We start from the raw sequence: 13,408 nt of genomic DNA on the forward strand, positions 1-13,408 counted from the left end.
ATGGTCGGTACAAAGGGTTGCCAAGCCGCGAGGTGGAGCTAATCCCATAAAACCGATCGTAGTCCGGATCGCAGTCTGCAACTCGACTGCGTGAAGTCGGAATCGCTAGTAATCGTGAATCAGAATGTCACGGTGAATACGTTCCCGGGCCTTGTACACACCGCCCGTCACACCATGGGAGTGGGTTGCACCAGAAGTAGCTAGTCTAACCTTCGGGAGGACGGTTACCACGGTGTGATTCATGACTGGGGTGAAGTCGTAACAAGGTAGCCGTAGGGGAACCTGCGGCTGGATCACCTCCTTAATCGACGACATCAGCTGCTCCATAAGTTCCCACACGAATTGCTTGATTCATTGAAGAAGACGAAAGAAGCAGCCCGAAATTGGGTCTGTAGCTCAGTTGGTTAGAGCGCACCCCTGATAAGGGTGAGGTCGGCAGTTCGAATCTGCCAAGACCCACCAATTTTGTGTGGGAAACGCCTGTAGAAATACGGGGCCATAGCTCAGCTGGGAGAGCGCCTGCCTTGCACGCAGGAGGTCAGCGGTTCGATCCCGCTTGGCTCCACCACTACTGCTTCTCTTGTATAAAGCTTAGAAATGAGCATTCCATCGTGGTGATGGTGAATGTTGATTTCTAGTCTTTGACTAGTTCGTTCTTTAAAAATTTGGGTATGTGATAGAAAGATAGACTGAACGTTACTTTCACTGGTAACGGATCAGGCTAAGGTAAAATTTGTGAGTTCTCTTAATTGAGAAGTTCGAATTTTCGGCGAATGTCGTCTTCACAGTATAACCAGATTGCTTGGGGTTATATGGTCAAGTGAAGAAGCGCATACGGTGGATGCCTTGGCAGTCAGAGGCGATGAAAGACGTGGTAGCCTGCGAAAAGCTTCGGGGAGTCGGCAAACAGACTTTGATCCGGAGATGTCTGAATGGGGGAACCCAGCCATCATAAGATGGTTATCTTGTACTGAATACATAGGTGCAAGAGGCGAACCAGGGGAACTGAAACATCTAAGTACCCTGAGGAAAAGAAATCAACCGAGATTCCCTTAGTAGTGGCGAGCGAACGGGGACTAGCCCTTAAGTGGCTTTGAGATTAGCGGAACGCTCTGGAAAGTGCGGCCATAGTGGGTGATAGCCCTGTACGCGAAAATCTCTTAGTCATGAAATCGAGTAGGACGGAGCACGAGAAACTTTGTCTGAATATGGGGGGACCATCCTCCAAGGCTAAATACTACTGACTGACCGATAGTGAACTAGTACCGTGAGGGAAAGGCGAAAAGAACCCCGGAGAGGGGAGTGAAATAGATCCTGAAACCGTATGCGTACAAGCAGTGGGAGCAGACTTTGTTCTGTGACTGCGTACCTTTTGTATAATGGGTCAGCGACTTATTTTCAGTGGCGAGCTTAACCGAATAGGGGAGGCGTAGCGAAAGCGAGTCTTAATAGGGCGTCTAGTCGCTGGGAATAGACCCGAAACCGGGCGATCTATCCATGGGCAGGTTGAAGGTTGGGTAACACTAACTGGAGGACCGAACCGACTACCGTTGAAAAGTTAGCGGATGACCTGTGGATCGGAGTGAAAGGCTAATCAAGCTCGGAGATAGCTGGTTCTCCTCGAAAGCTATTTAGGTAGCGCCTCATGTATCACTGTAGGGGGTAGAGCACTGTTTCGGCTAGGGGGTCATCCCGACTTACCAAACCGATGCAAACTCCGAATACCTACAAGTGCCGAGCATGGGAGACACACGGCGGGTGCTAACGTCCGTCGTGAAAAGGGAAACAACCCAGACCGTCAGCTAAGGTCCCAAAGTTATGGTTAAGTGGGAAACGATGTGGGAAGGCTTAGACAGCTAGGAGGTTGGCTTAGAAGCAGCCACCCTTTAAAGAAAGCGTAATAGCTCACTAGTCGAGTCGGCCTGCGCGGAAGATGTAACGGGGCTCAAACCATACACCGAAGCTACGGGTATCACCTTCGGGTGATGCGGTAGAGGAGCGTTCTGTAAGCCTGTGAAGGTGAGTTGAGAAGCTTGCTGGAGGTATCAGAAGTGCGAATGCTGACATGAGTAACGACAATGGGTGTGAAAAACACCCACGCCGAAAGACCAAGGTTTCCTGCGCAACGTTAATCGACGCAGGGTTAGTCGGTCCCTAAGGCGAGGCTGAAAAGCGTAGTCGATGGAAAACAGGTTAATATTCCTGTACTTCTGGTTATTGCGATGGAGGGACGGAGAAGGCTAGGCCAGCTTGGCGTTGGTTGTCCAAGTTTAAGGTGGTAGGCTGAGATCTTAGGTAAATCCGGGATCTTAAGGCCGAGAGCTGATGACGAGTGTTCTTTTAGAACACGAAGTGGTTGATGCCATGCTTCCAAGAAAAGCTTCTAAGCTTCAGGTAACCAGGAACCGTACCCCAAACCGACACAGGTGGTTGGGTAGAGAATACCAAGGCGCTTGAGAGAACTCGGGTGAAGGAACTAGGCAAAATGGCACCGTAACTTCGGGAGAAGGTGCGCCGGTGAGGGTGAAGGACTTGCTCCGTAAGCTCATGCCGGTCGAAGATACCAGGCCGCTGCGACTGTTTATTAAAAACACAGCACTCTGCAAACACGAAAGTGGACGTATAGGGTGTGACGCCTGCCCGGTGCCGGAAGGTTAATTGATGGGGTTAGCTAACGCGAAGCTCTTGATCGAAGCCCCGGTAAACGGCGGCCGTAACTATAACGGTCCTAAGGTAGCGAAATTCCTTGTCGGGTAAGTTCCGACCTGCACGAATGGCGTAACGATGGCGGCGCTGTCTCCACCCGAGACTCAGTGAAATTGAAATCGCTGTGAAGATGCAGTGTATCCGCGGCTAGACGGAAAGACCCCGTGAACCTTTACTATAGCTTTGCACTGGACTTTGAATTTGCTTGTGTAGGATAGGTGGGAGGCTTTGAAGCGTGGACGCCAGTTCGCGTGGAGCCATCCTTGAAATACCACCCTGGCAACTTTGAGGTTCTAACTCAGGTCCGTTATCCGGATCGAGGACAGTGTATGGTGGGTAGTTTGACTGGGGCGGTCTCCTCCTAAAGAGTAACGGAGGAGTACGAAGGTGCGCTCAGACCGGTCGGAAATCGGTCGTAGAGTATAAAGGCAAAAGCGCGCTTGACTGCGAGACAGACACGTCGAGCAGGTACGAAAGTAGGTCTTAGTGATCCGGTGGTTCTGTATGGAAGGGCCATCGCTCAACGGATAAAAGGTACTCCGGGGATAACAGGCTGATACCGCCCAAGAGTTCATATCGACGGCGGTGTTTGGCACCTCGATGTCGGCTCATCACATCCTGGGGCTGAAGCCGGTCCCAAGGGTATGGCTGTTCGCCATTTAAAGTGGTACGCGAGCTGGGTTTAGAACGTCGTGAGACAGTTCGGTCCCTATCTGCCGTGGACGTTTGAGATTTGAGAGGGGCTGCTCCTAGTACGAGAGGACCGGAGTGGACGAACCTCTGGTGTTCCGGTTGTCACGCCAGTGGCATTGCCGGGTAGCTATGTTCGGGAAAGATAACCGCTGAAAGCATCTAAGCGGGAAACTTGCCTCAAGATGAGATCTCACTGGAACCTTGAGTTCCCTGAAGGGCCGTCGAAGACTACGACGTTGATAGGTTGGGTGTGTAAGCGCTGTGAGGCGTTGAGCTAACCAATACTAATTGCCCGTGAGGCTTGACCATATAACACCCAAGCAATTTGCGTCGAAAGGCCAGATTGCGGTGTGTGAAGACGAAACGAACCGAAAGTTCGAATCTCACAAAAAACACCGAAAGCTGTCACATACCCAATTTGCTGAAGCGAGGCCACAAGGCCACGACTCAGTACCCGAATTTCTTGACGACCATAGAGCGTTGGAACCACCTGATCCCATCCCGAACTCAGCAGTGAAACGATGCATCGCCGATGGTAGTGTGGGGTTTCCCCATGTGAGAGTAGGTCATCGTCAAGATTAAATTCCGAAACCCCAATTGCGAAAGCAGTTGGGGTTTTGTTTTGCCCGCAGGAAAGTTCGTACAGCATTCACAGACGCCGTCCGGCTGCTACAACCTGCCGACAATGCTAAGGTTCTGCCCTAGCTTTTGTACTTTCCCAAGGAAGCCCTTATGCCGGACGCCCAGTCCCTCAACGCTGCATTCATGGTGGTTCAGAGCAACAGCCTGGACGAACTGCGCAGCCTTGTGATCAGCATCATGCGGCGCTATCCATTAGCTCCCCTGGAAAATGAAATTGCCTTGGTGCAGAGCAACGGTATTGCCCAATGGCTCAAATTGGCTCTGGCGGAAGACCCGCAGGACGAGGATCTGGGCGGCTGCGGTATTGCGGCAGCGATTGATGTGCAACTGCCGGGCAGTTTCATGTGGCAGCTTTACCGCATGGTTCTTGGACGAGAAGAGATTCCGGCCAAATCCCTGCTCGATAAGGCACCGTTAACCTGGCGTCTGATGCGCTTGCTACCCCAGGTGATCGATCGTCCGCATTTCGAGCCGTTACAACGCTTCCTCACCAACGACACTGACTTGCGTAAACGCTATCAACTGTCTGAGCGACTGTCGGATCTCTTCGACCAATATCAGGTATATCGCGCCGACTGGCTCGAAGATTGGGCCGAAGGGCGGCATCAACTGCGAAATGTCAGAGGCGAAGTAAAACCGCTGCCGCCGACCAGTTGCTGGCAAGCGGAGTTGTGGCGTGCATTGCTCGATGACGTGGGCGAACTGGGAATGGCGCAGAGTCGTGCGGGTGTTCACCAGCGATTCATCGAGCGCATCAACAACCTCACCGAGGCCCCGGTGGGGTTGCCCTCGCGAGTGATCGTCTTCGGGATTTCTTCGTTACCAGCACAAGTGCTTGAGGCGCTGGCCGGGCTCGCGCGTTTCAGTCAGGTTCTGCTGTGTGTGCACAACCCCTGCCGCCATCACTGGGCCGACATCGTCGCCGACAAGGATCTGCTGCGCCATCAATACAAGCGGCAATCGCGCAAAAGCGGAATGCCCGTCGTGCTTGATCCTGAAACACTGCATCAACATGCCCATCCGCTGTTGGCAGCATGGGGCAAGCAAGGCCGGGACTACATCAGCCTGCTCGACAGTTATGACGATCCGAATAGCTATCGAGCGGCTTTTCGCGACGGTCGCATAGACCTGTTCAGCGACACCCAGCCACAGAACCTGCTCAATCAACTCCAGGACGACATCCTGGAGTTGCGCCCGCTCAATGAAACTCGTGAACACTGGCCCGCTGTCGACCTGGCTGATGACGAGTCGATCCGCTTTCACATTGCCCACAGTGCTCAACGTGAAGTCGAGATATTGCATGACCAGCTCCTCGCGCGCTTCAGTGCCAACCCGGATCTGCGCCCTCGCGATGTGATCGTGATGGTGCCGGATGTCGACAGCTACGCGCCGCATATCCGCGCGGTGTTTGGTCAGCTTGATCGCCACGATCCGCGATTCATACCCTTCACATTGGCCGATCAGGGGCAGCGCGGCCGCGATCCACTGCTGATCGCGGTCGAACACCTGCTCAAGCTTCCCGACAGTCGTTTCCCGGTCAGTGAAATCCTCGACCTGCTCGACGTTCCCGCACTTCGCGCGCGCTTTGGTGTGGAGGAGCGTGACCTGCCAACACTGCACCGCTGGATCGAAGGTGCTGGCGTGCGTTGGGGCATGAACGCCGAGCAGCGCGCTGGCCTGGGTTTACCGAACGAGCTTGAACAAAACAGTTGGCATTTCGGTCTGCGCCGGATGCTCCTGGGCTACGCCGTCGGCAGCGCCAACGCGTGTGAAGGGATTGAACCCTACGATGAGATCGGCGGACTCGACGCCGCCCTCATCGGGCCACTGGTGGCTTTGCTCGATGCTCTGGAGCTCGCCCATCAGCAGCTCACCCAACCGGCTCAGCCCAAGGCGTGGGGATACCGGTTGCAGGCGCTGATGCAACTGTTCTTCAAGGCTAGTAACGAGCATGACGACTACTTGTTGACCCAACTCGAAGAGCTTCGCGAAACCTGGCTGGAAACGTGTGAGGCTGTAGGTCTGGCGGATGAGCTACCACTGACCGTGGTTCGCGAAGCCTGGCTCGCCGGGCTGGATCAGGGGCGTTTGTCTCAGCGCTTCCTGGCCGGTGCCGTGAATTTTTGTACGCTGATGCCCATGCGCGCCATTCCATTCAAACTGGTCTGCCTGCTGGGAATGAATGACGGCGATTATCCCCGCGCACAGCCTCCGCTGGACTTCGACCTCATGGGCAGCGACTACCGTCCGGGAGATCGTTCGCGGCGTGAAGATGACCGCTATCTTTTGCTCGAAGCACTTTTGTCAGCGCGCAATCAGCTGTACATCAGTTGGGTCGGCCGCAGCATTCGCGACAACAGTGAGCGACCGGCTTCCGTGTTGATCGGCCAGTTGCGCGATCACCTCGCCAGCGGTTGGCGATTGCTCGACGAAAGCGGCGATCTGTTAAGTGCCATGACGCAAGAGCATCCTCTGCAACCGTTCAGTGCACGCTATTTTCATGACGGCGATCACCTTTTCAGCTACGCCAGCGAATGGCAGGTTCTGCATCAGCAGCATGAGTCTCAAAGCGAAGCGCAGTTGCTGACGCCTTATGTACAAGAGGAGCCGTTGAGCCTGGCTTTGCTGCAGGATTTTTTGCGCAACCCGGTTCGACACTTTTTCACCCAGCGCCTCAAGGTCTATTTCGAGGCCGCCGAAGCTCCGCTGGCCGATGAAGAACCCTTCGTACTGGACGCATTGCAGCGTTACACACTCAGCGACAGCCTGCTCGAAGCCGCTCTCAGGCAACCGGACAATGTCGATGAGGCGCTGACTGCCCAGGCACGGCGTCTGCAAAACAGCGGCCTGTTGCCAATGGCCGGGTTCGGTGAGTGCCTGCAACGAGAGTTGATCGAGCCTCTGCCGGATTTGCTGCAGCGTTATCAACAACTGCTGACACTCTGGCCTGGCCCTTTGACCAGTGCGTTACCGGTCAACCTTGAGCTGCAGGGGTTACGCCTTGAAGGCTGGCTTGCCGGTTTGCATCAGCGCGCCGACGGTGGCTTGTTGTCGGTCACAACCATCCCCAACAGCATTGGCTCGATCAAAAGCCGTAAATGGCATCGCCTGACCAAACCCTGGGTCAATCATCTGGTGGCCTGCGCCAGCGGACTTTCCCTGAGCACCGCACTGGTGGCCAGCGATGACACCTTGCTGCTTGATCCCATGGAGCCAGATCGCGCCATACGGTTCCTCGGTGATTTGCTCCTCGCCTGGCAGGCGGGTATGCGACAGCCGCTGCCCATCGCAGTTAAGACCGCTTTCGCGTGGGTTTCTCAGACCGACCCGCTGAAGGCAGAAGCTGCTGCACGTAAAACCTATGACGGTGACGGGCAGACCAGTGAGGGTGAGCGCCGCGAGAGCCCGGCGTTGTCACGTCAATTTGCCGATTTCCAGGCATTGCTTGCTGACGAGACGTTTTCCGGTTGGTGTGATGCTTTGTACCGCCCCCTGTTTGAAGCGCCCTGGCGTTCGCTATCCACTGAAGGGGCTCGCGCATGAGTACCAAGACTCCCCTCGCCCTGGCATTTCCGCTACAGGGCAGCCAGTTGATCGAAGCCAGTGCCGGTACCGGTAAAACCTTCACGATTTCTGCGCTCTACCTGCGGCTTATCCTCGGGCACGGTGACGAGGCGAGCGGGTTCGGTCGCGAGTTGCTGCCACCACAGATTCTCGTTGTGACCTTCACCGATGCCGCGACCAAGGAATTACGCGAACGCATACGCACGCGTCTGGCGGAGGCCGCTCGATTTTTCCGCGACGAAACGCCTGCGCCCGACGGATTGATCGCCGAATTACGTGATCAGTTCGACGCTCAACAGTGGCCCGGTTGTGCCAACCGCCTCGATGTCGCCGCGCAGTGGATGGACGAGGCCGCCGTTTCGACTATCCACAGTTGGTGTCAGCGCATGCTGCGTGAGCATGCGTTCGACAGCGGCAGTTTGTTTACCCAATCCCTGGAAACCGATCACAGCGACTTGCTTGGCGAGGTGTTGCGTGATTACTGGCGGCTGTTCTGTTACCCGATGCAAGGCGATGCCTTGAATTGGGTTCGCAGCAACTGGGGCGGACCTGCGGCATTGATGCCACGCATACGCGGCTTGTTCGCCAGTGAACGCGACAGCGACGAAGGCAAGGCGCCTGCGGAGCTGATCGAAGAATGCCTGCAAGAACGCCGGGCGGCGTTGTTCGAACTGAAAATGCCCTGGCGCCAGTGGGCAGACGAATTGCTCGCCATTTGTCATCAGGGCGTTGCGAGCAAAACCGTCGACGGGCGCAAGATGCAGGCGCGTTACTTCGAACCCTGGTTTGAAAAGCTCAAGGCATGGGCCGAAGACGAGTCCCTGGAGCAACTGGATATCGGCACCGGTTTCACCCGACTGACCCCCGACGGCATGGCCGAAGCGTGGAAAGGTCAGGCCCCGAACCACCCGGGTCTGGATGCCATGCCGAAACTCAAGTCGAGCCTCGATGCATTGCCCACTCCTGATGCCGCTGTGCTGCAACATGCCGCCAAATGGGTAGGCGCACGCTTTGAAGAAGAGAAGCGCCGTCGTGCCGAGATGGGCTTCGACGACATGTTGTTGCGTCTGGATGCCGCGCTGCAATCCGATGGTGGCGAACGTCTCGCGACATTGATCCGCGAGCAGTTCCCGGTCGCACTGATCGATGAGTTTCAGGACACCGACCCGGTGCAGTACCGAATCTTTGAAAGCATCTATCGCATTGAGGAAAACAGCCCTGACACCGGGCTGTTTCTGATCGGTGATCCGAAGCAGGCGATCTACGCTTTTCGCGGTGCAGACATCTACACCTACCTGCGCGCACGTCAGGCCACCACTGGTCGGCTGCATACGCTGGGCACCAACTTTCGCTCCAGCCACGGCATGGTCAACGCGGTCAATCATGTATTCGCACGCGCCGAGTCCCGAGAGCTGGGTCGCGGTGCGTTTTTGTTCCGCGAGAAAAACGGCGACAACCCGGTACCATTTCTTCCTGTTGAATCTCAAGGTCGCAAAGAGCAGCTGCAAGTTGCCGGGCAAGCTATCGCGGCGTTGAATGTCTGGCACTTGTCCAGCGACCAGCCACTGTCCGGCGTGGTCTATCGCCAGCAATTGGCAGCCGCGTGCGCCAGCGAAATCACCGCGCTACTCAATGGCGGGCAAAGCGCTAAAGCGGGGTTCGTGCAGGATGGCAAAGACTTCAGAGGTCTGAGGCCGTCCGACATCGCTATTCTTGTGCGCGACGGTAAAGAGGCGCAGGCCGTGCGCGGTGAACTTGCTGCCCGTGGCGTGCGCAGTGTTTACCTGTCGGACAAGGACTCGGTATTTGCGGCGCAAGAGGCCCACGACCTGTTGTCCTGGCTCAAGGCCTGCGCCGAGCCGGATGTCGAGCGCTCCCTGAAAGCCGCATTGGCCTGTATCACCCTGAACCTGCCATTGGCCGAGCTGGAACGTCTGAACCAGGACGAACTGGTGTGGGAAGCCCGGGTAATGCAATTTCGTGGCTATCGCGAGCTATGGCGCAAACAAGGTGTACTGCCGATGTTGCGCCGCCTCCTGCATGACTTCCATCTGCCGCAAACCTTGATGACACGCAGCGATGGCGAGCGCGTACTGACCAACCTTTTGCATCTGTCGGAATTGATGCAACAAGCGGCTGCGGAACTGGACGGTGAACAAGCGCTGATTCGGCATCTCGGCGAACTGCTGGCAGTGTCCGGTCAGGCTGGCGAAGAGCAGATTCTGCGCCTGGAAAGTGACGAGCAACTGGTCAAGGTCGTGACTATCCACAAGTCAAAGGGACTGGAATATCCATTGGTGTTCCTGCCGTTCATTTGCTCGGCAAAACCCGTTGATGGCAGTCGTCTGCCACTGCATTATCACGACGCCGAGGGCAAGGCTCAGATAAGCCTCAAGCCGACCGCCGAGCTGATTGCGCAAGCGGACGACGAACGCCTGGCCGAAGACTTGCGCTTGCTCTACGTTGCCCTGACGCGCGCGCAGCATGCCTGCTGGTTGGGCGTGACGGATCTCAAAAGAGGCAATAACAACAGCTCGGTGCTGCATCTTTCGGCGCTGGGTTATCTGCTTGGTGGCGGCGTATCGCTGGGCGAGTCCAGCGAATTGAAGCGCTGGTTGCAAGATCTGCAACAAGACTGCCCGGCCATCCACATCGGTGAAATGCCACAACCCACCGACGAGCATTACCAGCCGCCACGCAATGACGCCGTGCTGAGTGCGACGCTGTTGCCCAAGCGCAAGGCCAGCGAAAATTGGTGGATCGCCTCCTACAGTGCATTGCGCATCAGCGACGTGTTGAGTGTCGGCAGCGATGAAGCGCCGGACAGCCCGCAGGCACAAAAGCTGTTTGACGACGAACGCCTCGACCCGGACGCGCCGAGAGAAATCATAGCCGGCGGCGCCGATATCCACCGCTTTCCACGTGGCCCCAATCCGGGAACGTTTCTTCACGGTTTGCTGGAATGGGCCGGTGACGATGGCTTCGCCGTTTCTCGCGAAGCGCTGGAAGATGCGATTGCCCGGCGCTGCAATTTGCGCGGCTGGGAGGGCTGGATCAACACCTTGAGCGACTGGCTGCAACATTTGCTGCAGTCGCCATTGCCGATTGCAGGTGGGCAGCCGCCAGTTGTTCTGGAGCAACTGAAGCAGTATCGGGTCGAGATGGAGTTCTGGTTCGCCAGCCATAAAGTCGATGTACTCAAACTCGACGAACTGGTGCGTCAGCACACTCACAGGGGCGTGGCCCGTGTGGCGGCAGAACCGGTGCAGCTCAACGGCATGTTCAAAGGCTTCATCGACCTGACCTTTGAACACGACGGCCGTTATTACGTGGCTGACTACAAGTCCAACTGGCTTGGCGTGGATGAGCTGGCTTACACCGAACAAGCCATGGAACAGTCGATTCTCGACAACCGCTATGACCTGCAATACGTGCTGTACCTGTTGGCGTTGCATCGCCAGCTCAAGGCGCGGCTGCCTGATTACGATTACGACCGGCATGTCGGCGGCGCGTTATATCTGTTCCTGCGCGGCACCCGTGCTGACAGTCGCGGCGTGTATTTTGCTCGTCCGCCCTGTGAGCTGATCGAACGTCTCGACCGAATGTTCCAAGGAAAACCCGAACCCAAGTCCGAACCCGCGTGGGAACAGGGAGTCCTGCTATGAGCCGCACCTTTGCCGATCTGCTCCCCACGCCGCTGGCAGCCGACAGTCTGTCGAGGCTATCGCCCCTGACCAGCGCCGATGACCTGTTGATATTGCTGACCCGTTGGGTCGAGCGTGGCTGGCTGCGTGCGCTGGACAAAGCGTTTGTCGCGTTTCTTCACGAACTTGAGCGCGATACGGATCCGCTGGTGCTGCTCGCGGCTGCCCTGACCAGCCATCAACTTGGTCACGGTCATGTCTGTCTCGATCTGTACGAAACCCTGAAAGCTCCCGACTTCGCTCTGTCGTTGCCCCCCGAAGGTGACGTGCAAGGGGGCGTGTTGTTGCTGCCTTCGCAATTGCTTGAAGCGCTCGAGGGGGCGCACTGGTGCAAGGTTCTTGCGGGCAGCTCATTGGTCGCACTGGCGGCGGATACCCGCGATATCGCACAGCAACGCCCGCTGGTGTTGGCCGGTAAACGTCTGTATCTGCGACGCTACTGGGCCTACGAACGGCGCATCGATTCGGCGTTGCGTCAGCGTCTGCAGCAAGTAGAGCCAACGCCGGACGATCTGCCGCAGCGACTGGATGGACTGTTCGGGTCAGCCAAGGCTGGCGAGGTGATCGACTGGCAGAAACTCGCCTGCGCTCTCGCCACTCGCGGCGCCTTCAGCATCGTTACCGGCGGGCCGGGGACCGGTAAAACCACCACGGTGGTGCGTTTGCTGGCGTTGCTTCAAGCCCCCGCAGTCGCGACCGGTCATCCGCTGCGGATTCGTCTGGCGGCGCCGACAGGCAAGGCTGCGGCGCGGTTGACCGAGTCCATCAGCCAACAAGTGCAGTCACTGGAAGTCAGCGAAGAGGTGCGGGCGAAAATTCCTTGCGACGTCACCACCGTGCATCGTCTGTTGGGCAGTCGTCCCGGCACCCGACACTTCCGACACCATTCCGGTAACCGCCTGCCACTGGATGTGCTGGTGGTCGACGAAGCCTCGATGATCGACCTGGAAATGATGGCCAATCTGCTCGATGCGTTGCCACCCCATGCGCGACTGGTGTTGCTCGGTGACAAGGATCAACTGGCTTCTGTTGAGGCCGGCGCAGTGCTAGGCGATTTGTGCCGGGATGCCGAGGGTGGCTGGTACAACCCGCAGACCCGACAGTGGCTGGAGTCGGTCAGCGGTGAGTCCCTGAAGGACAGTGGCTTGCATGAGGACGTCGAGGGTGCTCACCCACTGGCCCAGCAAGTGGTGATGCTCCGCTACTCGCGGCGTTTCGGCGAGGGTAGCGGGATCGGCCAGCTCGCGCGGCGAGTCAATCAGCAGTTGCCGGCTGAAGCACGTCAGTTACTCTCAGCCGGGCACTACGACGATGTGTATTCGCTGCCGCTCAAGGGTGAGCACGATCAGAAACTGGAGCGACTGTTGCTGGAGGGGCATGGCGACGGCCCACAAGGCTATCGCCATTATCTGAGCGTGCTGCGTGATCAGCGTCCATCGTCGGGTAGGCCGCTCGAACATCCGGACTGGATCATTTGGGCCCGCGAAGTCTTGCAGGCGTTCGACACGTTCCAGTTGCTGTGTGCAGTGCGCAAAGGGCCATGGGGCGTTGAAGGTCTGAATCTACGCATCACCGCCGCGCTGCTGAAGGCACGTCTGATCGAAAGCGATCAGCAATGGTACGAAGGCCGGCCAGTGCTGATGACGCGCAATGACTACGGTCTGGGCCTGATGAACGGTGATATCGGTATAGCCCTCAAACTGCCCGAGCGCGAAGGACCCGACGCCGGCAAACCCGTGTTGCGCGTGGCCTTCCCGCGCAACGACGGTCAGGGCGGCGTGCGCTTTGTATTGCCGAGCCGCCTCAACGACGTCGAAACCGTCTACGCGATGACGGTGCACAAATCCCAAGGCTCGGAGTTTGCCCATACGGCGCTGATTCTGCCCGATGCCTTGAATCCGGTGCTGACCAAAGAATTGATCTACACCGGTATCACCCGGGCCAAGCATTGGTTCACCTTGATCGAATCCCGAGCGGGCGTGTTTGAAGAAGCGGTGCAGCGCAAGGTCAAGCGCCTGAGCGGGTTGATGCTGGAACTGGAGGAGGGGACCCTGCCTGTGAGGTGAAAATCCCGACGATTGACGGCGTTTACTGACCGA

The 13,408-nt window shown here is 57.1% G+C and carries 3 protein-coding genes, 2 tRNA genes and 3 rRNA genes (1 of these 8 cut by a window edge); all 8 read left to right on the forward strand.

Annotated features, from left to right (window positions below; translation table 11 throughout):
• Positions 1-304: ribosomal RNA gene (locus tag CCX46_RS03570) — 16S ribosomal RNA — on the forward strand; it begins 1,233 nt to the left of the window's first position.
• Between the two features lie 81 nt (positions 305-385).
• Positions 386-462: transfer RNA gene (locus CCX46_RS03575), tRNA-Ile, on the forward strand.
• Positions 463-492: 30 nt separating this feature from the next.
• A tRNA-Ala gene (locus CCX46_RS03580) sits at positions 493-568 on the forward strand.
• Positions 569-814: 246 nt separating this feature from the next.
• Positions 815-3,708 (forward strand): 23S ribosomal RNA (locus tag CCX46_RS03585).
• Between the two features lie 153 nt (positions 3,709-3,861).
• Positions 3,862-3,977: ribosomal RNA gene (rrf, locus tag CCX46_RS03590) — 5S ribosomal RNA — on the forward strand.
• Together the 16S, 23S and 5S rRNA genes with 2 tRNA genes alongside form the textbook arrangement of a ribosomal RNA operon.
• 154 nt (positions 3,978-4,131) lie before the next feature.
• Positions 4,132-7,584: an exodeoxyribonuclease V subunit gamma gene (recC, locus tag CCX46_RS03595; RefSeq protein ID WP_127925731.1), complete on the forward strand. Its 3,453-nt coding sequence runs from the start codon at positions 4,132-4,134 to the stop codon at positions 7,582-7,584.
• A complete protein-coding gene (recB, locus tag CCX46_RS03600) occupies positions 7,581-11,270 on the forward strand; it encodes an exodeoxyribonuclease V subunit beta (RefSeq protein WP_127925732.1) in 3,690 nt (1,229 codons plus the stop codon). The genes recC and recB overlap by 4 nt, the downstream gene beginning before the upstream one ends.
• A complete protein-coding gene (recD, locus tag CCX46_RS03605; protein WP_127925733.1) occupies positions 11,267-13,375 on the forward strand; it encodes an exodeoxyribonuclease V subunit alpha in 2,109 nt (702 codons plus the stop codon). Before recB ends, recD begins: the two co-directional genes overlap by 4 nt.
• Positions 13,376-13,408: the final 33 nt, after the last annotated feature.

It is taken from the genome of Pseudomonas sp. RU47, assembly GCF_004011755.1.
In the GTDB taxonomy this organism is placed as follows: domain Bacteria; phylum Pseudomonadota; class Gammaproteobacteria; order Pseudomonadales; family Pseudomonadaceae; genus Aquipseudomonas.